Source organism: Pseudomonas putida (assembly GCF_028682455.1).
Lineage (GTDB): Bacteria > Pseudomonadota > Gammaproteobacteria > Pseudomonadales > Pseudomonadaceae > Aquipseudomonas > Aquipseudomonas putida_AA.
The window spans coordinates 523,966-547,651 of record NZ_JANHLD010000003.1; the positions used below are offsets into that span (position 1 = coordinate 523,966).

At 59.7% G+C, this 23,686-nt stretch carries 23 protein-coding genes; 1 reads left to right on the plus strand and 22 read right to left on the minus strand.

The annotated features are described in order from the left end of the window. Positions 1 to 19: 19 nt before the first annotated feature. From NPS58_RS19580 to NPS58_RS19615, 8 genes are all read right to left on the minus strand, one after another. On the minus strand, positions 20 to 781 hold the full coding sequence (locus NPS58_RS19580) for a 1,6-dihydroxycyclohexa-2,4-diene-1-carboxylate dehydrogenase (protein WP_274116950.1): 762 nt from the start codon (positions 779 to 781) through the stop codon (positions 20 to 22). Positions 782 to 846: 65 nt separating this feature from the next. Then, on the minus strand, positions 847 to 1,857 hold the full coding sequence (gene benC / locus NPS58_RS19585) for a benzoate 1,2-dioxygenase electron transfer component BenC (protein ID WP_274116951.1): 1,011 nt from the start codon (positions 1,855 to 1,857) through the stop codon (positions 847 to 849). Between the two features lie 25 nt (positions 1,858 to 1,882). After that, positions 1,883 to 2,371: a benzoate 1,2-dioxygenase small subunit gene (gene benB, locus NPS58_RS19590; protein WP_274116952.1), complete on the minus strand. Its 489-nt coding sequence runs from the start codon at positions 2,369 to 2,371 to the stop codon at positions 1,883 to 1,885. Next, positions 2,368 to 3,726: a benzoate 1,2-dioxygenase large subunit gene (benA, locus tag NPS58_RS19595; protein WP_274116954.1), complete on the minus strand. Its 1,359-nt coding sequence runs from the start codon at positions 3,724 to 3,726 to the stop codon at positions 2,368 to 2,370. Before benA ends, benB begins: the two co-directional genes overlap by 4 nt. A gap of 106 nt (positions 3,727 to 3,832) precedes the next feature. Next, on the minus strand, positions 3,833 to 4,789 hold the full coding sequence (locus NPS58_RS19600; RefSeq protein WP_274116955.1) for an AraC family transcriptional regulator: 957 nt from the start codon (positions 4,787 to 4,789) through the stop codon (positions 3,833 to 3,835). A gap of 102 nt (positions 4,790 to 4,891) precedes the next feature. Beyond that, positions 4,892 to 6,145 (minus strand): OprD family porin, encoded by a 1,254-nt coding sequence (locus NPS58_RS19605; protein ID WP_274116956.1) that lies wholly within the window; start codon positions 6,143 to 6,145, stop codon positions 4,892 to 4,894. A gap of 93 nt (positions 6,146 to 6,238) precedes the next feature. Beyond that, positions 6,239 to 7,570, minus strand: coding sequence for an MFS transporter (locus NPS58_RS19610; protein ID WP_274116957.1), 1,332 nt, complete (start codon positions 7,568 to 7,570; stop codon positions 6,239 to 6,241). Between the two features lie 147 nt (positions 7,571 to 7,717). After that, positions 7,718 to 8,674, minus strand: a complete 957-nt coding sequence (locus NPS58_RS19615) for an AraC family transcriptional regulator (RefSeq protein ID WP_274116958.1) — start codon at positions 8,672 to 8,674, stop codon at positions 7,718 to 7,720. Positions 8,675 to 8,803: 129 nt separating this feature from the next. Between NPS58_RS19615 and NPS58_RS19620 the strand changes: the two genes are divergently transcribed. Continuing rightward, the gene (locus NPS58_RS19620) at positions 8,804 to 9,697 is read left to right on the plus strand and encodes a LysR family transcriptional regulator (RefSeq protein WP_274116959.1); all 894 of its coding nucleotides are present in this window, start codon (positions 8,804 to 8,806) and stop codon (positions 9,695 to 9,697) included. Between the two features lie 26 nt (positions 9,698 to 9,723). Here the strand turns inward: NPS58_RS19620 and NPS58_RS19625 are convergent, their stop codons facing one another. From NPS58_RS19625 to NPS58_RS19690, 14 genes are all read right to left on the minus strand, one after another. Next, positions 9,724 to 10,968 (minus strand): serine hydrolase domain-containing protein, encoded by a 1,245-nt coding sequence (locus NPS58_RS19625; protein ID WP_274116960.1) that lies wholly within the window; start codon positions 10,966 to 10,968, stop codon positions 9,724 to 9,726. A 260-nt stretch (positions 10,969 to 11,228) separates the two neighbouring features. Then, positions 11,229 to 13,064 (minus strand): glutamine--fructose-6-phosphate transaminase (isomerizing), encoded by a 1,836-nt coding sequence (gene glmS, locus NPS58_RS19630; protein ID WP_274116961.1) that lies wholly within the window; start codon positions 13,062 to 13,064, stop codon positions 11,229 to 11,231. Further along, complete coding sequence (locus tag NPS58_RS19635; protein ID WP_274116962.1) at positions 13,064 to 13,843, minus strand: DeoR/GlpR family DNA-binding transcription regulator; 780 nt, start codon at positions 13,841 to 13,843, stop codon at positions 13,064 to 13,066. The genes glmS and NPS58_RS19635 overlap by 1 nt, the downstream gene beginning before the upstream one ends. A gap of 207 nt (positions 13,844 to 14,050) precedes the next feature. Beyond that, positions 14,051 to 15,418 (minus strand): bifunctional UDP-N-acetylglucosamine diphosphorylase/glucosamine-1-phosphate N-acetyltransferase GlmU, encoded by a 1,368-nt coding sequence (gene glmU / locus NPS58_RS19640; protein WP_274116963.1) that lies wholly within the window; start codon positions 15,416 to 15,418, stop codon positions 14,051 to 14,053. A gap of 126 nt (positions 15,419 to 15,544) precedes the next feature. Continuing rightward, positions 15,545 to 15,961, minus strand: coding sequence for a F0F1 ATP synthase subunit epsilon (locus tag NPS58_RS19645; protein ID WP_128322008.1), 417 nt, complete (start codon positions 15,959 to 15,961; stop codon positions 15,545 to 15,547). Between the two features lie 44 nt (positions 15,962 to 16,005). Beyond that, complete coding sequence (gene atpD, locus NPS58_RS19650; protein ID WP_028942549.1) at positions 16,006 to 17,382, minus strand: F0F1 ATP synthase subunit beta; 1,377 nt, start codon at positions 17,380 to 17,382, stop codon at positions 16,006 to 16,008. A gap of 27 nt (positions 17,383 to 17,409) precedes the next feature. Then, a complete protein-coding gene (gene atpG, locus NPS58_RS19655) occupies positions 17,410 to 18,270 on the minus strand; it encodes a F0F1 ATP synthase subunit gamma (protein ID WP_274116964.1) in 861 nt (286 codons plus the stop codon). A gap of 50 nt (positions 18,271 to 18,320) precedes the next feature. Next, the gene (atpA, locus tag NPS58_RS19660) at positions 18,321 to 19,865 is read right to left on the minus strand and encodes a F0F1 ATP synthase subunit alpha (RefSeq protein WP_274116965.1); all 1,545 of its coding nucleotides are present in this window, start codon (positions 19,863 to 19,865) and stop codon (positions 18,321 to 18,323) included. 21 nt (positions 19,866 to 19,886) lie between these two features. Beyond that, positions 19,887 to 20,423, minus strand: a complete 537-nt coding sequence (locus NPS58_RS19665) for a F0F1 ATP synthase subunit delta (RefSeq protein WP_274116966.1) — start codon at positions 20,421 to 20,423, stop codon at positions 19,887 to 19,889. A gap of 12 nt (positions 20,424 to 20,435) precedes the next feature. Further along, on the minus strand, positions 20,436 to 20,906 hold the full coding sequence (locus NPS58_RS19670) for a F0F1 ATP synthase subunit B (protein ID WP_028942553.1): 471 nt from the start codon (positions 20,904 to 20,906) through the stop codon (positions 20,436 to 20,438). A gap of 57 nt (positions 20,907 to 20,963) precedes the next feature. Beyond that, the gene (gene atpE / locus NPS58_RS19675; protein ID WP_003097235.1) at positions 20,964 to 21,221 is read right to left on the minus strand and encodes a F0F1 ATP synthase subunit C; all 258 of its coding nucleotides are present in this window, start codon (positions 21,219 to 21,221) and stop codon (positions 20,964 to 20,966) included. 142 nt (positions 21,222 to 21,363) lie between these two features. Further along, positions 21,364 to 22,233, minus strand: coding sequence for a F0F1 ATP synthase subunit A (gene atpB, locus NPS58_RS19680; protein WP_010222723.1), 870 nt, complete (start codon positions 22,231 to 22,233; stop codon positions 21,364 to 21,366). A gap of 16 nt (positions 22,234 to 22,249) precedes the next feature. Then, positions 22,250 to 22,657, minus strand: a complete 408-nt coding sequence (locus NPS58_RS19685) for a F0F1 ATP synthase subunit I (RefSeq protein ID WP_010222722.1) — start codon at positions 22,655 to 22,657, stop codon at positions 22,250 to 22,252. A 149-nt stretch (positions 22,658 to 22,806) separates the two neighbouring features. Then, complete coding sequence (locus NPS58_RS19690) at positions 22,807 to 23,679, minus strand: ParB/RepB/Spo0J family partition protein (RefSeq protein ID WP_274116967.1); 873 nt, start codon at positions 23,677 to 23,679, stop codon at positions 22,807 to 22,809. Positions 23,680 to 23,686 lie beyond the last annotated feature (7 nt).

A 23,686-nucleotide genomic window follows, 5' to 3' on the forward strand; every position in this document is an offset into this window, starting at 1 on the left:
CGAGGATTCTCCAGGGCGCTCAACCAAGGTCGCCGCCGCCAACCGGCAACACCGTGCCGGTGATGTAGGAAGCCTCGTCGGAGGCCAGGAAGAGGATCGCGCCAACCTGCTCGTCGAGGTTGCCGTAGCGTTTCATCAGGCTGCTGTCGAGGGTCTGATCGACTATCTGCTGGTACCAGACTTTCTCTTGCGCGCTCTGCTCGGCACTGTTGCGCGGCACCCGGCGAGGTGGCGCCTCGGTGCCGCCCGGTGCGGTGGCGTTGACCCGCACACCGCGCCCGGCGGTTTCGAACGCCAGGCAGGCCGTCAGGGCGTTCACCCCACCCTTGGCCGCGCCGTACGGCACGCGGTTGACACTGCGGGTGGCAATCGACGACACGTTGACGATGGCGCCACTGCCCTGCTCCAGCATGTAGGGCAGCGCTGCGTGGCAGCACCACAAGGTGGGGAACAGCGAGCGACGGACTTCAGCCTCGATCTGCGCGGCTTCGTAATGCTCGAACGGCTTGGCCCAGATGGTGCCGCCCACGTTGTTGACCAGCACATCCAGCCGGCCGAAACGCTCCACCGCCGCGGCCATAACCCGGCTGCACTCACTGTGTTGCTCAAGGTCGGCTGTCAGGGTCAGCACACCCGCGCCTTGCAGTTCGTGAACCAGTTCCGAGCGGTCCACCGCCACCAGGGTCGCGCCTTCTTCGAGCATGCGCTCGCACAAACGCCGGCCAATCCCCTGCGCCGCGCCGGTAACCAGCGCGACCTTGTTGTCGAATCTGTTGTTCATGACAACCTCGAATAAAAAAGGGACCGACCGTACCCGCACGATGCGACCGGCCCCAAAAAACGGGTTCAGGCAGCGGCGGCAGCGAATTTTTCGTAGTAGAAGTTCGCCGGGGTGATGCCCTGTTCGCGGATGTACTGGCTGACCGCCTCGACCATCGGGGGCGGGCCGCACAGGTAGACATCGACATCACCTTCGTTCAGGTGGCATGGCTCGATGTGCTGGGTGACATAGCCCTTGAGCGGATGCTGGCTCTCGGGGTTGGCCACGCAGGCGCTGAAACTGAAGTTGGCAATGCGCTCGGCAAAGGACTGCAAGCGGTCGAGCTCGACCAGGTCGAAGTCGTTGGTCACGCCATAGATCAGGTGCAGCGGATGTTCGCTACCCTCCTCGGCGATCTTCTCCAGCATCGCGGTAAACGGCGCCAGCCCCGTGCCACCGGCCAGCAGCAGCAGTGGCCGACGAATTTCGCGCAAGTAGAAACTGCCCAAGGGGCCGGCCAGGGTCATGCTGTCGCCGGCCTTGGCAAGGCCGGTGAGGAAGCTGCTCATCAGGCCACCCGGCACGTTGCGGATCAGGAAGCTGACTTCGCCATCCTTCTGCAGCGAGCTGAAGGAATAGGCGCGGGTCTGCTCGCTTCCCGGTACGCCAAGGTTGACGTACTGCCCCGGCAGGAAGGCCAGGCGGCTCAGCGCCTCGCCCTTGATCGACAAGGCAATGGTGCTGTCCGAAAGCTGGCGTACCGCACTGATGCTGGCCTGGTAGCTGGACTGTTCGGTCTTGCACACCTGCGACGATGCCGGAATGCGCACCACGCAATCGCTTTGCGCACGCATCTGGCAGGTGAGCACATACCCCTGCTCGGCTTCCTCTTCGCTCAAGGCGTCTTCGATATATTCCTGGCCCAGGTCGTAGCGCCCGGCCTCGGCGAAACATTTGCAGGTACCGCAGGCGCCGTCACGGCAGTCCAGCGGGATGTTGATACCCTGGCGGTAGGCGGCGTCGGCCACGGTTTCGTCAGCGGTGGCGTCGATGAAACGGGTGACCCCGTCCTCGAAATTCAAGGCGATCTTGTGCATGGCGCACCTCGCATAAAAGCTGGATTCAGATGTGGTAAACGTCGATGACCTGACGTACGTAGTCGTTCTTGAGCACCACCTTCTTGGCCTTGATCAGCGGCCGCTCGCCGCGCACATCAAGGGTGTAGAAACTGGTACCGAAGTGACTGTCCACGGTCTTGTAGCGAAAGCTCAGGGTGTGCCAGTTGAAGCGCACCTTGCACTGGCCTTCGCCCTGCTCCAGCAGCTCGATGTTGCTGATGTTGTGCGAGGTCCGGGTATCGGGCATGGTCGCACTGGAGCGTTCGGTCTTGATGCGAAATACCCGGTCTTCCAGGCCGCCTCGGTTGCCGTACCAGATCAGCGAAATTTCCCGTTGCGGGTCTTCGGTGAGCTGGTCGTTGTCGTCCCAGGCCGGCATCCAGAAGGTCGCATCGCTGGCGTAGCACTCCAGCCACTGGTCCCATTGGCTGTCGTCCAGGTAACGCGCCTCTTCGTAGAGAAAGTCGCGTACTTGCTCGAAGGAAATGCTCATTGCACGGCCTCCACGGGGATCAGCTGCTGGTCGGCGGCAAGCGCCTTGAGCATGGTTTCCTGCCAGTACTTGTGTTGCAGCACGAACAGGCCTTCATCTTCAGTGCGCACACCGCTCAGTTGCGGATGCAGGTCGATTTCCTGGGCGGCCGCGTCGGCACCTTCAACCCAGTGCGTGGCGCCACGGGACATATCGTTCCAGCCGCGCCCACCCTGGTAGCCCATCTGGCAGGAGCGGAATTCTTCCAGGTCGTCCGGAGTGGCCATGCCACTGACGTTGAAGAAATCCTCGTACTGGCGAATACGTTGGGCACGGGCTTCGGCACTCTCGCCCTTGGGCGCGATGCAGTAGATGGTGATCTCGGTCTTGTCCACGGCAATTGGCCGGGCAATGCGGATCTGCGAGCTGAACTGGTCCATCAGGTACACGTTCGGGTACAGGCACAGATTGCGCGAGTTCTCGATCATCCAGTTGGCACGAGCCTGGCCGAAGTCGGCAGCCAGTTCGTCGCGACGCTCGAACAGCGGACGGTCCTCCGGGTTGGCCCAGCGGGTCCACAGCAGCAGGTGGCCTTTGTCGAAGGAGTAGAAGCCACCCCCGCTCTTGGCCCAGCCGCCGGCACTCATCGTTTTGACTTCATCGCCGGCTTCGCGCTGCTTGCGCTGGTTCTGGGTGGCAGCGTAGTTCCAGTGCACGGCACTGACGTGATACCCGTCGGCGCCGTTCTCTGCGGTCAGCTTCCAGTTGCCTTCGTAGATGTAGGACGACGAGCCGCGCAGCACTTCCAGGCCTTCAGGCGACTGGTCGACGATCATGTCGATGATCTTGGCCGACTCGCCCAGGTGCTCCACCAGTGGCACCACGTCCGGGTTCAGGCTGCCGAACAGGAAGCCGCGGTAAGACTCGAAACGAGCGACTTTGGTCAGGTCGTGGGAGCCTTCGCAGTTGAAGCTGGCCGGGTAGCCGGCATCGACCGGGTCCTTGACCTTGAGCAACTTGCCGGAGTTGTTGAAGGTCCAGCCGTGGAACGGGCAAGTGTAGGAGGAGCGGTTTCCGCTCTTGTGCCGGCAGAGCATCGCACCGCGGTGGCTGCAGGCATTGAGGAAGGCATTGAGCACCCCATCCTTGTTGCGCGCGATAAAGATCGGCTGGCGCCCCATGGTGGTGGTGAGAAAGTCGTTCTTTTCGGGAATCTGGCTCTCGTGGGCAAGGTACAACCAGTTGCCTTCGAAGATGTGTTTCATTTCCAGATCGAACAGACGGGGGTCGGTGAACATCTCGCGCTTGCAGCGAAAGACGCCCTTCTCCTGATCTTCTTCAAGCAGGGAATTAAGGTAATCGAATCCCAGGGACATGGCCGGGGCCTCCGTTGTTATTGTGTTCAGGCCATGTCAGGTTAGGGAGCGAAGGGCACGGCAAATATCCGCTTTGTGCAGACCTTTATCCGTTTTCTGCAAAGTGTCAGGAGCGACGCTTGAGGGTATCGGAGGGGAGTTCGCCGAACAGCGACTTGTAGTTTTCCGAGAAACGGCCCAGGTGGACGAAGCCGTAGTCCATGGCAAGTTCGGTGATATTGCGCACCGTACACTGCGGGTCGCTGAGGCTGGCGCGGATGCGCTCGAGTTTTTTATCGCGGATGTAGATCTTGGGCGTGGTGCCGGCGTTGCGTTCGAACAGAATGTAGAGCGAGCGCAGGCTCATGCTGGCCTGGCGGGCCAGTTGTTCACTGCAGATGTCCTGCTTCAGATTCGTCTCGATGTACTCGGCGATGCGCTCGAACGACGACGTTTGCCCACCCAGCGCCTCGCGGCTGACGTTGGTCGGCATCAGGGTCAGCAGCTTGCTGGCGACGATCTGGCTGTAGTGCTCCTGCACCCGCAGCAATGGCTCGCTGGCTTCGGCTTCATGGCAGACCATGGCCAGCAAACCGGAGAACCCTTCCAGCGCCAGCAACTGGTAATGGTTCTGGATGAACCGCACGCCTTCGCTGGGTCGTTGCCAGCGTTGTTCGTCACAGACGCTTTCGAGCAAGCGGTTAGGCAGCTTGAGGATGAATTTCTCGCAGTCGGCCGAATAGGCAAGGTCGACCGGTTCGTCCGGGTTGATCAGCAGCAGCTCGCCTGGCCCGAGCAAACGCTCGGCACGCCCGCGCCGCCACAGGCAATGGCCACGCAGCAGGATCTGCAGGTGAAAGACGTTTTCCAGGGCTGCCGACATCACCCGCACTTCGCCGCCATAGCTGATCCGGCACAGATCGAGGCTGGCAAATTTGCGGTGGTCGAGGCACGCCTCGGGATGCCCGTAGCGCGGCAATCGGATGTGGTGCACCCCCACATGCTGATTGACATAGGTCGATACGGCATGAGGATCGGCACGCTCGAAAACCCGGCTGCGCTCACTGAGCAGGGGACTCTCCATACCAGGACACTCGTTGTAGTTGTCCGGTCAGTCTAAGCGATCCTCTGCTCAGTGGCCCAGCCTGGGGATGGACGGTGAAGCGATCGCGGGGCAAGCCCGCTCCTACAACAGACTCCAGGTGTACGTCAGGATCAGCCGATTTTCATCGATGTCCGAGCGGTAGTTCGACCGCGCCACGGCATTGCGCAATCGCACCCCCAATCCCTTGAACACCCCGCTCTGCACCGCGTACCCCAGGTCCAGGTCGCGCTCGTGCTCCTTGCCCTCGAAGCCGAGCCCGGTGTCGACATTGTCGCCTTTGAGATAGCGCACGGTCGCCGTCAGCCCCGGTATGCCCATGGCCACGAAATCGTAGTCGTAGCGCACCTGCCACGAACGTTCATCGGCATAAGAGAACTCGTAAGTCGGCACTTCGTTGCCCAGCGGTGAAATGTTCGGAAACACTCTGGGGAACGCGTTCTCGCCATAGATCCCCTGGTAGCCCACGCTGAAGGTATGCCCGCCCCGTCTGGCCGACAGCAGCGAATAAAACGCCTGGTTGTCGATATCGCCGATGCGGCTTTCCCCCTGCTCACTGGCGGTGAAGTAACCAAGGTTGGCGCCCAGCACCCAATCGCCCACCGGCTCGCTGTGCTTGAGACCGACGAATCCTTGCTGGTAGATATCCTCCAGGCGTCCATACCAGAGACTCAAGGTGCTGCGGCTGGCGTTGAAGCTGTAGTCGCCACCGACGAAGTTGAAGGCATCGCTCTCGGCTTGGCGCTGCGGCAGATGCCCGAGCATTGCGATCAACTTTTCGTCACCCGCTTCATTGCGCAGGCTGGTGGAACTCAAGTGCCCGGCCTGCAGGGTGAGGCCGCTGATCTCGGCCGAAGTGATGCTGACGCCCTGATACGTCGGCGGCAGCAGGCGGGAGTCGTTGTATTGCAGGATCGGCAGGTTGGTCTGCAGCTCACCGACCTTGAGCTCGGTTTTCGAGTAACGCAGCTTCAAGGTCGCCCCGAGCCGGCTGTACTCATCGGCCGCGCGGCCATCGTCCTGGACCGGCAGCAGGCCGGTGCCGGTACGATCCGGACTGCTGTCGAGCTTGAGCCCGAGCAAGCCGATGGCATCGACACCTATGCCGACGACGCCCGGGGTGTAACCGGATTTGTAGTTGAAGATGAAACCCTGCCCCCACTCCTCGGCTTTGGACTGCTGGTTGGCGCCGACGATGTCGGAAAAGTCGCGGCTGAAGTAGTAGTTGCGAGCTTGCAGGGTGGCGGTGGAGTCCTTGAAGAAATCGGCTTCGGCGGCCTGGGTGGTAAAACTCAGGGCGAGCAGGGGCAGCAACCCGGCTTGGCGGAGGTTGTTCATGGTTGGTGTGCTCTTTTTTTATTGTTGTTCTGGATCGCGGGGCAAGCCCGCTCCCACTCCTACCACCGTGGGAGCGGGCTTGCCCGCGATGACTTAACCCGAAACCGGCAACCCGGCTCGGCTCTGCGCCACACCCCGGCTGGCAAACACCATCATCGCCACCGCAGCCACGGCCCCCGGAACGGCAAAGGCCATGAAGTTGAGCGCCAGCGGCAACTGGATGCCCAGCAGCATGCCGCCCAGGATCGGCCCCACAATCGCCCCGCTGCGACCAATACCCGAGGCCCACCCCAGGCCCGTGGAACGAATACCCATCGGGTAGTACTGGGCGACACAGGCGTAGGCCAGAATCTGCGTGCCGATGGTGGTTGCCCCGGCGATGGCGATCAGCAGGTACAGCACCGGTGTCGGGCTCTTGAAGCCGAGCAGGCTGATCGACAGGGCGGCCACGGCGAAGAACACCACCAACACCCGGTCGAGCTTGAAGCGGTCACCAATCCAGCCACCGCCCACTGCACCGAAGATCGCACCGAAGTTGAGCACCAGCAGGAACGCCAGGCTCGAACCCAGGCCGTAACCGGCGTTGGTCATGAGTTTGGGCAACCAGGAATTGAGTGCGTAGACCATTAGCAAGCAGCAGAAAAACGCCACCCAGAGCATCAAGGTGCTCAGTGCCCGGCCCTCGCGAAACAGCTGTGGCACAGAGCCGCCGACCTCGGTACCGGTAACCACGTCCAAGCGATCACCCGCCTGAGGCTGGTAGCTCGGCTCTACCCGCGCCAGCAACTGGCCGGCCTGTTCGGTACGCCCCTGGCGAACCAGAAACCCCAGGGACTCGGGCAGAAAACGCAGAATCAACGGCAACAGCAGCAAGGGAATGATTGCCACGTAAAACACCGACTGCCAGCCAAAGCGCGGCAACAGCACAATGCCCAGGCCCGCCGAGAGCATGCCGCCCACCGAGTATCCGCTGAACATGATCGCCACCAGGGTGCTGCGCATGCGCTTGGGGGCGTACTCATTCATCAGCGCCACCACGTTGGGCATCACCCCGCCGATACCCAGCCCGGCCAGAAAGCGGCAGATGCCAAACTCGGTGGGATTGCGGGCAAAGCCGTTGAGCACGGTAAAGCCGCTGAACAGGATCACGCAAATAGTGATGGCTTTCTTGCGGCCGATACGGTCCGACAACGGGCCGAATACCAGTGCACCGAACATCATGCCGAACAGTGCATAGCTGCCCAGGGCACCGGCCTGCAAGGGCGTCATGCCCCACTCTTGCATCAGCGCCGGGAGCACCACGCCATAGATGACCAGGTCGTAGCCATCGAAGATGATGATCAGCGCGCACCAGAACAGCACACGCCAGTGAAAGGCATTGAACTTCGCCTGATCGACCAGGCTGTTGATATCGATCGTTCGCATGAGGCGTGTCTCTTTTGTTGTTGTTATCGAAACCGGATGGCGAACCTGCCGAGCAGTGTTCGCAGCCTCAGGTTAGGAGCACTGCAAAAGGGCCAATAGCCGTTTCCTGCGAATCGATATCCAGTTTGCGCAAGGCGCGATCAGGGGTCAGCGGTAGCGTTTGAAGGTGACGGAGGGCAACTCGCCAAAGCGCTGGCGATAGCTCTCGGCAAAGCGGCCCAGGTGCAGGAAACCGAAGTCCAGGGCGATTTCGGTGACATTGCGCACCGGGCTTGCCGGGTCTTGCAGCGCCGCGTGAATCCGCTCCAGCTTGCGCTGTCGCACATACCCCTTCGGCGACAAGCCTGCATGGCGTTCGAACAGCGAATACAAGGAACGCTCGCTCACCCGCGCTACGTTCATCAATTGCGCGACACTGATGTCCTGGTGCAGATGGGCATCGATATAGGCGGCCAGTTGCTCGAATGAATGGGTTTGCTGCGCAGGCTCGCTGCGCTGGACATTGTTGCCCAGCAAGCTGAGCAACTTGCTGGCGACGATGCGTGCGTAATGCTCCTGCACCTGCAGCAACGACTGGGTGGACTCGGCTTCTTCGCAGATCAGCCCGAGCAGACCGATGAACCCTTCCAGCTCGTGCGTGACATGACGCGCGCTGGTAAAGCGGATGCCGCCTTCGGGTACCTGCCAGCGCTGGTCGACGCAAGCCTGCTCCAACAGGCCAACCGGCATTTTCAGGATGAACTTCTCGCAGTCGGCTGAGTACGTCAGGTCCACAGGATCATCGGGATTGATCAGCAACAGCTCGCCAGGGACATAGTGGTGCTCGTTGCCACGACAGCTGGATTGGCAGTGGCCGCTGAGCAACACCTGAAGGTGATACAACGTCCCCAGCGCCGGCGAGGTAATCCGCGCCTTGCCGCCGTAACTCAGGCGACACAGATCGAGGCTGGCGAACTTGCGATGGTTGATGCTCGCCTGCAGGTCGCCCGTGCGGGGCAGGCGCAGGCTGTGGCCACCGACATGCTGATTGACGTACTCGGACACGGCGTGAGGATCGGCGCGCTCAAACACACAACTGCGCTCGCTCAACAGGTGGCTGCTCATGGGCTGCCCTCTTCTTGTTCTTGGCGGACGATATCCACAGGGTCTGATTATCCACAAGACGCCAGCTTGCTTCAGGCCCGCCAGGCAGTCCAATATCTGTTGGGTGGGCAACAATACCCAGGAGGTATCATGGAACTGCGCCATCTGCGTTACTTCCGGGTGCTGGCGCAGACCCTGAACTTCACCCGCGCCGCCGAGCAACTGCACATTGCCCAACCGCCCTTGAGCCGGCAGATCCGCCAGCTGGAAGAAACCTTGGGTGTCGAACTGCTGGAGCGCAGCCGCCCACTGCGCCTGACCGAGGCCGGGCGCTACTTTTATGAACAAAGTTCAATGCTGCTGGATCAGCTCGAACAGATTGGCGACGGCACCCGACGTATCGCCAACAGCGAGCGCCAGTGGCTGCGCATCGGCTTTGCACCCTCGACGCTCTACGACCTGCTCCCTGATCTGATTCGCCAACTGCGCAATCAGCAAGCACTGGAGCTTGGCCTTCAGGAAATGATCACCCTGCAACAGGTCGAGGCCCTGAAGGCAGGACGCATCGATATCGGCTTTGGCCGCATCCACATCAAGGACCCGGCCATCGACCAGCACGTGCTGCGCGAAGAGCCGCTGGTGGTCGCCTTGCCCTGTGGACATCCGCTGATCGGCCGGCCAATCGACCTCGTGCGCCTGGCTTTCGAACCCTTTGTGCTCTACCCCGTCACGCCGCGCCCAAGCTATGCCGACCACATCATGGCCTTGTTCACCAACCAGGGCCTGAGCGTGCAGGTTATCCAGTGGACCAACGAGCTGCAGACCGCCCTCGGCCTGGTTGCCGCGGGCCTGGGGATAACACTGGTGCCCGCCTCGGTGCAGCGCCAGCATCGCGACGACATCGTGTATGCACCGCTGAGTGAGTCGGCGGCGGTTTCACCGATCATTCTCAGTCGTCGGGCTGGGGATAACTCGCCGCAGGTCACGCACTGTCTGGGTTTGATTGAAACCATGATCGGCCATCGGGTCGCACCATCGAGGTAGGCCAAAACAGGACAGCTGTGGACCCGCTACCAGTTGCCGTACTGCTGAACCACGCCTCGCCACAGTGCATTGGCGTCCTTGAACAACCGAGCAGGCTTGGCCTCGGCGGCGGCGCTCGTCTGGACCATGACCAGTTTGAGTTCCGGGTCGATGAAAATCATTTGTCCAAACACACCCAACAGCAGGAAGCGTCGTTTCTCGCCCGGAGAAAGCCAGATCTGATAGCCATAGCCGTAAGAGCCAGTGGCCTTTCCTGGTTGAAACGCCTGCGGGACTTTGTGCCAATCCGTTGCGTCGAGAAGGTAGTCTCGGGGAATGATCTGCTTGCGTTGTGGGTCGTCGGGCCGCACCCCATCATTGGCCAGAACGATGGCCAGGCGAGCGTAATCTCTCAATGTCGCATTGAAGCTTGTAGAGGCGCGCTCCAGTCCGGTTTTATCGGCACGCCACAACGCCGAGGTTTCGGCACCGATGGGTTGCCAGAGTCGCGGGGTCAAGTATTCGCTGAGCGTCATGCCGGTAGCCCCGCGCAAAACGATGCCAAGCATGTCGGTTTCGGCGCTGCTGTATGAGAAACGCGACCCTTGTGGCGCCTCGCGCTCCGTCATGTTCCTGGCCGCCGCCTGCATGCCATCACGGGTGAGAGCCTGGATGTAACGCGCTCGATCATCCTGACCGTCATAGCGCTCGGTGAATCGCACGCCAGAGCCCATCCGCAACAGATTGCGAATCGTCGTTTCGCCGTACAACGTACCCGCCAGTTCAGGGGCATAGCGATCGGCGCGATCATCTAGTGAGTGGATCTTCCCTTCCTGCACTGCAATGCCGATTGCGAGCGACGTAATCGACTTTGCCATCGAATTGGACAGGAAGCGTTGCGAAGGTTTGCGGTCATACTGATACCGCTCTACCTGGACCACACCATCTTTGACAATCAACAACCCCATGACGCGCTGGCGCGCCAGGTAATCGTCTACCGTCAGGTTTTGCAGTTGATCCGCATCCCAACGGATTGAAGGCTCACGGTCACTGCGAAGCAGAGGCATCGGCGTGTCACTTGCAGCCAGCACATTGGATTTGCCGGCGAAAATGCCTGGGATTTCTCCCTGGGAGGTAAAGGTCCCAACGCGTACCGACTCGTTGGTGAACCAGGTTTCGGCCGTACCGGCCGGATAACCTTGGGCCTTGCCCAGCTTGTCTTCATCCGGTGCCGCGATAGCCGAACCGCCGAGTGCCGCCAAGAGCACTGAAAGCAGGTATGGAGGCATCATGCTTTTCCCTTTTTATTGTTCTGGTCGAGGTGAGCTATTCGCTTTCCACGAAACAATCTGGCAGGGAAAACACGCCTTGAATCGCTCAAAGGCGCCACGCTATTTGGCATCCGACGCCAAAGACGCTAGCGCTCGGCCTCCAGGCACTAGCTAATAAAAACTGCCGCGGATCTACGCCTTCCAGCAGCTGCACCTGAGCGGCCTGGCGCCAGGTGCGGATTGGTAGGGCGCGACAGTTTTCATTCGCTATGACCTGACGGTTATTCCACGGTCACCGATTTCGCCAGGTTACGCGGCTGGTCGACGTCGGTGCCCTTGAGTACGGCCACGTAGTACGACAGCAGTTGCAGGGGAATGGTGTAGAGGATCGGCGCCAGCGCATCGATGATGTGCGGCACAGCGATCACGTGAGTACCTTCGCCATTGCTCATGCCAGCCTGTGCATCGGCGAACACGATCAGCTCGCCACCGCGGGCCCGTACTTCCTGCAGGTTGGACTTGAGCTTCTCCAGCAGTTCGTTGTTCGGCGCCACGGTCACGACCGGCATGTCGCTGTCGACCAGCGCCAGCGGACCGTGCTTGAGCTCACCGGCAGGATAGGCTTCGGCGTGGATGTAGGAGATTTCCTTGAGCTTCAAGGCACCTTCCATCGCGACCGGGAACTGAGCGCCACGACCAAGGAACAGGGTGTGGTGCTTGTCGGCGAACAGCTCGGCGGTTTTCTCGACGATCGCGTCCATGGCCAGGGCTTCTCCCAGGCGGGCCGGCAGGCGGCGCAGCTCTTCGACCAGCTCGGCTTCGACACCGGCTTCCAGGGTGCCACGCACCTGGCCCAGGGACAGGGTCAGCAGCATCAGCGACACCAACTGGGTGGTGAATGCCTTGGTCGAGGCCACTCCGATTTCCGGGCCGGCCTGGGTCAGCAAGGTCAGGTCGGATTCACGCACCAACGAGCTGATGCCAACGTTGCAGATCGCCAGGCTGCCGAGGAAGCCCAACTCCTTGGCATTGCGCAGCGCGGCCAGGGTGTCGGCGGTTTCACCAGACTGGGAGATCGAGACAAACAGGGTATCGGGCTGCACTACCACCTTGCGGTAGCGGAACTCGCTGGCGACTTCGACCTGGCAAGGAATGCCGGCCAGGCTCTCCAGCCAGTAACGGGCAACCATACCGGCGTGGTAGCTGGTGCCGCAGGCAACGATCTGTACATTGCGAACCTTGGCGAACAGCTCGGCGGCTTGCGGGCCGAACGCCTGGACCAGCACATGGTCCTTGCCCAGGCGCCCTTCCAGGGTACGTTGCACCACAGTTGGCTGCTCGTGGATTTCCTTGAGCATGAAGTGGCGGTATTCGCCCTTGTCGGCCGCTTCGGCACCCTCGTGGTACTGCACGGTTTCGCGCTGGACCTGGGTACCGGCCACATCCCAGATGGTCACCTGGTCACGGCGGATCTCGGCGATATCGCCTTCTTCCAGATACATGAAGCGGTCGGTGACCTGGCGCAGGGCCAGTTGGTCGGAAGCCAGGAAGTTTTCACCATGGCCCAGGCCGATGACCAGCGGGCTACCGCTACGGGCGGCCAGCAAACGATCTGGTTGATGCGCGCTGATCACGGCCAGGCCGTAGGCGCCATGCAGTTGCTTGACTGCAGCCTTGAGGGCGTCGGCCAGGTCCGGCAGGGACTTGAGGGTGTGATGCAGCAGGTGGACGATGACTTCGGTGTCGGTCTGGGAGCTGAACACGTAGCCCAGGCCCTTGAGCTGCTCACGCAGTTCCTCGTGGTTCTCGATGATGCCGTTGTGCACCACCGCCAGTTCGTGACCTGAGAAATGCGGGTGGGCATTACCTTCGGTCGGGGCACCGTGAGTTGCCCAACGGGTGTGGGCAATGCCCAGGTTGCCGGCCAGCGGCTCGGCGGCAACCGCCGCTTCCAGCTCGCTGACCTTGCCGATACGACGACGGCGCTCCAGATTGCCTTGCTGGGTATAGACGGCCAGCCCGGCGCTGTCGTAGCCGCGGTATTCCAGGCGCTTGAGACCTTCGATCAGGATGGTAGTGATGTTACGTTCGGCGACGGCACCAACGATTCCACACATTATTCATGCTCCTTGGAGAGTGCGGCGCAAATCACATGGATGCCGCGGGCTTCAATCTGTTCACGTGCCTCAACGGGCAAGCGCTCATCGGTAATAAGGGTGTTCACGCTGCCCCAGGGCAGCTCGAGGTTGGGGATCTTACGCCCGACCTTGTCAGACTCGACCATGACGATCACTTCACGTGCCACCTCGGCCATCACCCGGCTCAGGCCCAGCAACTCATTGAAAGTTGTGGTACCTCGGGCAAGGTCGATGCCATCGGCGCCAATAAACAACTGGTCGAAATCGTAAGAGCGTAGTACCTGCTCGGCGACCTGCCCCTGGAAGGATTCGGAATGCGGATCCCAGGTGCCACCGGTCATCAACAGCACGGGCTCATGTTCCAGCTCACTCAGGGCGCGGGCCACATTCAGGGAGTTGGTCATCACCACCAGGCCGGGCTGATGGCCCAGCTCGGGAATCATCGCCGCGGTGGTACTGCCACTGTCGATGATGATGCGGGCGTGTTCGCGGATACGTCCGACTGCCGCCCGGGCGATAGCCTGCTTGTACAGCGAGACGGGTTGGCCTTGATCGGCGATCAGTTCCTGAGGCATGGTCACTGCACCGCCGTAGCGACGCAGCAGCAGACCATTGGCTTCCAGGGCAGCAAGATCCTTGCGGATGGTCACTTCCGAGGTTTCGAAACGCTTGGCCAGGGCATCGACGCTCACCTCGCCCTGTTCATTGAGCAAGGCAAGAATGTTGTGCCGGCGTTGAGGTGTGTTTCGTTTCGACATGTTGCCTTTAAGTTTCGTTTCGAAAGATAACAGTGCCAATCAAAACCTAAAGCAGGAAATGCGTCAAGCGGGGATGCGAAAAAATTCTTCTGTGGATAACTCTATCGCGGGGAGTTCTGTGGAAGCGGGCATCCACGATGAGGCTGTCCATAAAAAAGGCCGACTTATGCACAATCCAGTCGGCCTCTCTGTCCAGCTGTGTACAACTCAGTTCTTCTTGATCTTCTCCGGCCGCTTCCAGCCGTCGATGTTGCGTTGACGCGCGCGTCCCACCGCCAGCTGGCTGGCTTCTACATTCTGGGTGATGGTGGAACCGGCCGCAGTGGTAGCCCCTGCACCGATATCCACAGGCGCGACCAGCGAGTTGTTGGAACCGATGAATACATCTTCGCCCAGGACGGTCTTGAACTTGTTCGCGCCATCGTAGTTGCAGGTGATGGTGCCGGCACCGATGTTGGAACGTGCACCGATCTCGGCATCGCCCAGATAAGCCAGGTGGCCGGCCTTGGCGCCTTCACCGAGGTGGGCGTTCTTCAGTTCGACGAAGTTACCCACATGGGCACGGGCATCCAGCACGCTGCCTGGACGTAGGCGGGCGAATGGACCTGCATCGCTACCTTCACCCATGATCGCGCCTTCGAGGTGGCTATTGGCTTTGACGATCGCGCCTTTGCGCAGGGTACTGTTCTTGATCACGCAGTTCGGGCCGATCACCACGTTGTCTTCGATGACCACACGACCTTCGAGAATCACGTTGATGTCGATCAGCACGTCGCGGCCGACGGTGACTTCACCGCGTACATCAAAACGCGCGGGGTCACGCAGGGTCACGCCCTGGGCCATCAGGCGGCGCCCTTCGCGCAACTGATAGTGACGCTCCAGCTCAGCCAACTGGCGACGGTCGTTGGCGCCCTGCACTTCCATCGCGTCCAGCGGCTGCTCGGTGGCAACGACCAGGCCATCGGCAACGGCCATGGCGATCACGTCGGTGAGGTAGTACTCGCCCTGGGCATTGTTGTTCGACAGGCGCCCCAGCCATTCGGCCAAACGTGCACCCGGAACAGCCAGGATGCCCGTGTTGCCTTCCTGGATGGCTTTTTGTGCATCGCTTGCGTCTTTGTGCTCGACGATGGCCACCACCTGGCCCTGGGCATCGCGAACGATGCGGCCATAGCCGGTCGGGTCATCGAGGGTGACGGTCAGCAGGCCCAGTTGTTCGGCGGTTACCTTGGCCAGCAGGCGCTTGAGGGTATCCACTTCGATCAGCGGTACATCGCCATAGAGGATCAGTACGGTATCGGCGGTCAGTGCTGGCAGGGCCTGGGCGACTGCATGGCCGGTACCCAGTTGCTTGTCTTGCAGGACGAAATTCAGATCGTCGGCAGCCAGGCGCTCCCGAACAAGCTCCGCGCCGTGCCCGATCACCACATGAATACCCTGGGGCTCAAGCTGGCGGGCGCTTTGGATAACATGGCCAAGCATGGAGTCGCCAGCGACCGGGTGCAGTACCTTGGGCAGCGCCGAGCGCATGCGAGTGCCTTGGCCTGCGGCGAGAATAACGATATCGAGGGACATTGACTGGCTACCAATCCTAGGAGGTCAGCGATGTGACCAGAAGAAGAAATTGCAGAAAAAGAAAAAGGGTAGCCGAGGCTACCCTTTAACTCAATCACGCCAGAAGTGAACGGTCGTAATGCCCGATTACTTCTTGCGCATTTGCTGGACGGTGCGCAGCTGGGCTGCGGCTTCGGCCAGACGTGCAGCGGCGGCACTGTAGTCGAAATCCGCGCTCTTTTCGTGCAGGGCTTGCTCAGCAGCTTTTACAGCATCCTGAGCCTGGGCTTCGTCCAGGTCAGCAGCACGTTGCACGGTATCGGCAAGCACCTTGACCATGTTCGGCTGGACCTCGAGGAAACCACCAGAGATGTAGAACACCTCTTGGGCGCCACCCTGCTTGGTCAGCGTGATCGGACCTGGCTTCAGATTAGTGATCAGCGGCGCGTGGCCTGGAGCGATACCAAGATCACCCAGGTTACCGTGCGCAACCACCATCTCGACCAGACCGGAGAAAATCTCTCCTTCCGCGCTGACGATATCGCAATGGACTGTCATAGCCATCTGCTTGCCTCAACCTGATTAGCGCCCCTTTCGGGGCGCCGGGATTACAGTTTCTTGGCTTTCTCGACCGCTTCTTCGATGCCGCCGACCATGTAGAACGCTTGTTCTGGCAGGTGGTCGTAGTCACCTTTGAGGATGCCGCTGAAGCCAGCAATGGTGTCTTTCAGGGAAACGTATTTGCCTGGAGAACCGGTGAAGACTTCTGCCACGAAGAACGGCTGGGACAGGAAACGCTGGATCTTACGAGCACGGGATACCAGTTGCTTGTCGGATTCGGACAGTTCGTCCATACCCAGGATCGCAATGATGTCTTTCAGCTCTTTGTAGCGCTGCAGCACGTACTGGACGCCGCGAGCGGTGTCGTAGTGCTCGTTGCCGATCACGTTCGGGTCCAGCTGGCGCGAAGTCGAGTCCAGTGGATCGACCGCTGGGTAGATACCCAGGGAGGCGATGTCACGGGACAGTACGACGGTGGCGTCCAAGTGGGCGAAGGTGGTCGCTGGCGACGGGTCGGTCAGGTCGTCCGCAGGTACGTATACGGCCTGGATCGAGGTGATCGAACCTTCCTTGGTCGAAGTGATACGCTCTTGCAGAACGCCCATCTCTTCAGCCAGGGTCGGCTGGTAACCTACTGCCGAAGGCATACGGCCCAGCAGTGCGGATACTTCGGTACCGGCCAGGGTGTAACGGTAGATGTTGTCGACGAACAGCAGAACGTCGTTACCTTCGTCACGGAACTTCTCGGCCATGGTCAGGCCGGTCAGCGCTACGCGCAGACGGTTTCCTGGTGGCTCGTTCATTTGGCCGTAAACCAGGGCAACCTTGTCCAGTACGTTGGAATCCTTCATCTCGTGGTAGAAATCGTTACCCTCACGAGTACGCTCACCCACACCGGCGAACACGGAATAACCGCTGTGCTCGATGGCGATGTTACGGATCAGTTCCATCATGTTTACGGTTTTGCCTACACCGGCACCACCGAACAGACCAACCTTACCACCCTTGGCGAACGGGCAAACCAGGTCGATAACCTTGATGCCGGTTTCCAACAGGTCGTTGCCGCCTGCCTGGTCAGCGAAGGAAGGCGCTTGGCGGTGAATACCCCAACGCTCTTCTTCGCCGATCGGGCCAGCTTCGTCGATCGGGTTGCCCAGGACGTCCATGATACGGCCCAGGGTCGCTTTACCGACCGGTACCGAGATGGGAGCCTTGGTGTCGACGACGTCCAGACCGCGCTTCAAGCCTTCGGTCGAACCCATCGCAATGGAACGAACTACGCCGTCGCCCAGCTGCTGCTGAACTTCCAGAGTAGTTTCCGCGCCTTGTACTTTCAGCGCGCTATAGACATTCGGAACGCTGTCACGTGGGAATTCCACGTCGATGACGGCGCCGATGATTTGAACGATACGTCCGCTACTCATAGCTGGATCCTCTGAATATTTGAACCGTTAAACCGCGGCAGCGCCGCCGACGATTTCCGAGATCTCTTGGGTGATCGCAGCCTGACGCGCCTTGTTGTAGATCAGCTGCAATTCGCTGATCAGATCACCGGCGTTGTCGGTGGCGTTCTTCATTGCGATCATCCGGGCAGCTTGTTCAGCTGCGTTGTTCTCGACCACCGCCTGGTAGACCTGCGACTCCACGTAACGCACCATCAGGCCGTCCAGCAGCTCTTTGGCGTCAGGTTCGTAGAGGTAGTCCCAGTGGTGCTTGAGTTCTTGATCCGGGGTTGCTACCAACGGAATCAACTGCTCGACCGTTGGCGTTTGCGTCATGGTATTGATGAACTTGTTCGATACCACGGACAGACGATCGATACGACCATCCAGGTAAGCGTCCAGCATGACCTTGACGCTGCCGATCAGATCATTGATCGACGGCTCTTCGCCCAGGTGGCTGATTGCCGCGACGACGTTACCGCCGAAGCTGCGGAAAAACGCCGCACCTTTGCTGCCAACCACGCAAAGATCGATCTCGATACCTTGCTCGCGGTTGACCGCCATGTCCTTGACCAGGGCCTTGAACAGGTTGGTGTTCAAACCGCCGCACAGACCACGGTCACTGCTCACCACGATATAACCGGCGCGCTTTACAGGGCGGTCGATCATGAACGGGTGGCGGTATTCCGGGTTGGCGTTGGCCAGATGACCAATTACCTGGCGGATACGCTCCGCATAAGGACGGCTAGCAGCCATGCGCATTTGAGCCTTGCGCATCTTGCTGACCGCCACTTTTTCCATGGCGCTGGTAATTTTTTGCGTGCTTTTGATGCTCGCAATCTTACTGCGAATCTCTTTTGCGCCTGCCATGTAACACCTATCAGGTTAGCAAGCGGGGGCTGCAAAGCCCCCGCTGCGGCTTACCAGGTTTGGGTGGCCTTGAACTTCTCGATACCGGCTTTGATGCCAGCGTCGATTTCGTCGTTGAAGTCACCCTTCACGTTGATCTTCGCCATCAGGTCGGCGTGATCACGGTTGAAGTAAGCAATCAGCGCTTGTTCGAAGCTGCCGACTTTGGCGATTTCAACGTCGGTCAGGAACCCACGCTCAGCGGCATACAGCGACAGCGCCATGTCCGCGATGGACATTGGAGCGTATTGCTTCTGCTTCATCAGCTCGGTAACACGTTGACCGTGTTCGAGTTGCTTACGGGTGGCTTCGTCCAGGTCAGATGCGAACTGGGCGAATGCCGCCAGTTCACGGTACTGAGCCAGAGCGGTACGGATACCACCGGAGAGCTTCTTGATGATCTTGGTCTGAGCGGCACCACCCACACGGGATACCGAAACACCGGCGTTAACTGCAGGACGGATGCCCGAGTTGAACATGGCCGATTCCAGGAAGATCTGACCGTCGGTGATGGAAATCACGTTGGTCGGAACGAACGCGGAAACGTCGCCAGCCTGGGTTTCGATGATCGGCAGTGCGGTCAGGGAACCGGTCTTGCCAGTTACAGCGCCGTTGGTGAACTTCTCGACGTACTCTTCGGAAACGCGCGATGCACGCTCCAGCAGACGGGAGTGGAGATAGAACACGTCACCTGGGTATGCTTCACGTCCTGGTGGACGGCGCAGCAGCAGGGAGATCTGACGGTAGGCAACGGCCTGCTTGGACAGGTCATCGTATACGATCAGCGCGTCTTCACCGCGGTCACGGAAGAACTCGCCCATGGTGCAACCGGCGTATGGCGCCAGGAATTGCAGTGCGGCGGATTCCGAAGCACTGGCAACCACCACGATGGTGTTGGCCAGGGCGCCGTTTTCTTCCAGCTTGCGAACGATGTTGGCAACGGTGGAACGCTTCTGGCCGACGGCTACATAAACACAGAAAATACCGCTGTCTTTCTGGTTAATGATGGCGTCGATCGCCATGGCGGTCTTACCGATCTGACGGTCACCGATGATCAGCTCGCGCTGGCCACGGCCGACCGGGATCATGGCGTCGACGGATTTGTAGCCAGTCTGTACAGGCTGGTCTACCGACTTACGCCAGATCACGCCCGGAGCAACTTTCTCGACCGCGTCGGTCTCGGTGTTGCCCAGTGGGCCTTTGCCGTCGATTGGGTTACCCAGTGCGTCGACAACGCGACCCAGCAGTTCCTTACCAACTGGAACTTCGAGGATGCGACCGGTGCACTTGGCGCTCATGCCTTCAGCGAGGGTGTCGTATGCGCCCAGTACTACCGCACCAACGGAGTCTTGCTCCAGGTTGAGGGCCATACCGAACACGCCACCTGGAAACTCGATCATTTCGCCGTACATAACGTCGGCCAGACCGTGAATCCGCACGATACCGTCAGAAACGCTGACGACGGTACCTTCGTTGCGGGCTTGAGAGGCTACATCGAGATTCTCGATGCGGCCCTTGATGATTTCACTAATTTCGGAAGGATTGAGTTGCTGCATTGCTCTGCTGCCCCTTCAAACTCAAGATTTCAATGCTTCGGCCAGTTTCGCGATTTTGCCGCGAACCGAGCCATCGATTACCAGGTCGCCGGCGCGGATCACGACACCACCGATCAGGGAGGCGTCCTCCGTCGCATGCAGGCGCACTTCCCGGCTGAGCCGTGCACTGAGAACCTTGGCGAGTTTGTCTTGCTGTTCTTGGTTCAACGCAAAAGCACTAGTGACTTCCACGTCCACGGATTTTTCTTGCTCGGCCTTGTACAGCTCGAACAAAGACGCAATCTCCGGCAACAGCAGGAGACGGTCGTTTTCCGCGGCAACATGAATGAAATTCTGTGCCTGTGCATCGAACTTGTCACCGCACACGTCAATAAACGCGGCGGCCTTTTCTGCGCTCGTCAGTCGCGGGGCCTTGAGCAGGCGCTGCATTGTGCCGTCTTCCGACACTGCAGCAGCCAGGCCGAGCATGGCTGACCAATTGGCCAGTTGCTGATGGGCCTGGGCGTGCTCAAAGGCCGCCTTAGCGTAAGGTCGGGCCAACGTGGTCAGTTCTGCCATGATCGCCCTCGCTTAAATTTCAGCGGCCAGTTTATTAACCAGCTCCGCATGCGCGTTTTGATCGATTGTGGCGCCAAGGATCTTTTCAGCACCGCCAACGGCCAGGCTACCCACTTGGGCGCGCAGCGCGTCTTTGACGCTGTTAATTTCCTGCTCGATCTCGGCTTGAGCCTGAGCCTTCACACGGTCAGCTTCGACGCGGGCCTGATCACGGGCTTCCTCGACGATCTGAGCACCGCGTTTCTTGGCTTGCTCAATGATTTCGGCTGCCTGAGCTTTCGCTTCGCGCAGTTGCTGACCCGCTTTATCTTGGGCCAACTCCAGGTCGCGAGCTGCTCGGTTGGCAGCGTCCAGTCCATCCGCGATCTTCTTCTGACGTTCTTGCAATGCCGCGATGACCGGAGGCCACACGAACTTCATGCAGAACAGCACAAAAATGAAGAACGCAACGGACTGACCAATCAGGGTTGCATTAATGTTCACGCCAACACCTCGCTCGTTCTTTGTCCATCACACCAAACCACTCGAGAATTCGAGTGATTAGCCGGCGATTTGACCAACGAAGGGATTAGCGAAGGTGAAGAACAGAGCGATACCAACACCGATCATGGTTACGGCGTCGAGCAGACCGGCAACGATGAACATTTTAACTTGCAGCATTGGAACCATCTCTGGCTGACGAGCAGCGCCTTCCAGGAACTTGCCGCCCAGCAGGCCGAAACCAATGGCGGTACCCAGAGCACCCAGGCCGATCAGCAGAGCAACAGCGATAGCGGTAAGACCAACTACAGTTTCCATCTTTCCTCCCGACTTTTACGTCGTATTGGTTAGGTTTTTAGTTTGAAGCGGTAAAACAAAATCGTTTGGTACAGCTGCCCTTGCGGACGATTTCGACCCTCCCCCATACCAGCAGAAGGGTCATCAGACACGCCAGGCGGTCTTAATGGTTATCTTCGTGAGCCATCGACAGGTAGACGATGGTAAGCATCATGAAGATGAACGCTTGCAGGGTGATGATCAGGATGTGGAACACAGCCCACGCCCATTGCAGCACCACACCCAGGCCGCTCAGCCACAGCAGGCCGCTGCCGAACATCACGGCGATCAGGATGAACACCAGCTCGCCGGCATACATGTTGCCGAACAGACGCAGTGCCAGCGAGATCGGCTTGGCGATCAGGGTGACGAATTCGAGCAGGAAGTTGACCGGAATCAGCAGGATCTGAACGAAGATGTTCTTGCTGCCGAACGGGTGCAGGGTCAGTTCGCCGAGGAAGCCGCCGATACCCTTGACCTTGATGCTGTAGAAGATGATCAGGGCGAACACGCTGAAGGCCATGGCCAGGGTCGCGTTCGGGTCGGTGGTCGATACGGCACGGAAAGGAATGTGCGGATCACCGGAGATCAGGATGGCCAGCTGAGGAATCCAGTCGACCGGGATCAGGTCGATGGCGTTCATCAGGAAGACCCAGACGAAGATGGTCAGTGCCAGTGGGGCGATCACCGGGCTGCGACCGTGGAAGCTGTCCTTGACGCTGCCGTCGACGAACTCCACCAGCACTTCAACGAAGTTCTGCAGGCCGCCAGGCTGGCCGGAAGTTGCCTTCTTGGCTGCCATGCGGAACAGGAATACGAAAAGCAGACCCAGTGCGACCGACCAACCCAGGGTATCCAGGTGGAAAGCCCAGAAGCCCATTGCTTTGGCTTCTGCTGCGGAATGGGCAAAGCCCCAACCGCCGTCTGGTAGTTGACCGAAGGTCAGGTTCTGCAAGTGGTGCTGGATATAGCCCGAAGCGGTTTCTGCTGCCATGGTTGCCTCAAACGCCCTAAGGTCTCGAAAGTCTTATATTCATCAGCAGGGGCGCGAACCAGCTGACCAACTGGGTCAGCAGAAAGACACCGAAGACTGCTAACGGCGCCAATGGCTTCACTCCTGCAAACGTCAGTGCGAAAAGCACTGCCGTCAAAATCAATTTGCCTGCTTCGCCTGCGTAAAACGACTTGACGATTGCCTGCGCTGCCCTGGCCCCCGTGTAACGAAAAGCCTTCCAGGCGAAATACACATTTGGCAGCCAGGCAATCAGTCCTCCGCAGAGTGCTGAATATCCACTGACCGCCCCGTGCCACTGCCACAACGCCAAAGTTGCCAACAGAAACACGACACATTGAGCCAACAGTACCGGAAAAACCGCCCAGCGATGGAAAGGCAGGCGGTTTGGCGTGCGGGTTTCCATCACAACTGCTCCTCGAAAGTCGACCAACCAGTCAGCAATGACTTGGCATAATTTGTGCCGACAAAATGCGCGCAGAGTATAGGGGCGGTTTAACCCCTATTCAACTGCCGGGTAGTGATTTCCGACTACGCGCTACAAAAGGAATTGTTTCAGCGGATGTGTGCTAGCACACCTTGCAACTCATCTAACGAGTTGTAACGGATAACTAGTTGGCCTTTGCCCTTGTTGCCGTGGCGTATCTGTACTGACGAGCCCAAACGCTCTGCCAGACGCTGTTCAAGGCGAGTGATGTCCGGGTCAGGCTTGGAGGGTTCGACAGGCTCTGGCTTGCCATTGAGCCACTGGCGAACCAGTGCTTCGGTCTGGCGCACGGTCAGTCCACGTGCGACAACATGACGCGCCCCATCGACCTGTTGTTCATCCGGCAAACCGAGCAATGCCCGAGCATGGCCCATCTCCAGGTCCCCATGGGACAACATGGTCTTGATCACCTCAGGCAGCGAGATCAGACGCAGCAGGTTGGCTACGGTCACCCGCGACTTGCCCACGGCATCGGCGACCTGTTGCTGGGTCAGCTGGAATTCCTGCTGCAGACGCTGCAGGGCGATGGCCTCTTCCACCGGGTTGAGGTCTTCGCGCTGGATGTTCTCGATCAGGGCCATGGCGATGGCCGCTTCATCGGGCACATCGCGAACCATGGCAGGGATGGTTTCCATACCGGCCTGCTGGCTGGCGCGCCAGCGACGTTCACCCGCGATGATCTCGTAGCGGTTCTCGGCAATCGGACGGACCACGATAGGTTGCATTACGCCCTGGCTCTTGATCGACTGGGCCAGTTCTTCGAGTGCCTGCGGGTCCATGTCCCGGCGTGGCTGGTACTTGCCGCGCTCAATCACGTCGAGCGGCAGATGTTGCAGTTCTTTCTGGTCGACCTTTACAGCCTGCTCTTCGAGCGCGCTGACGGTAGGACCACTGAGCAGTGCATCCAACCCACGTCCGAGACCCCGTTTCTTAACGGCCATGCGGATT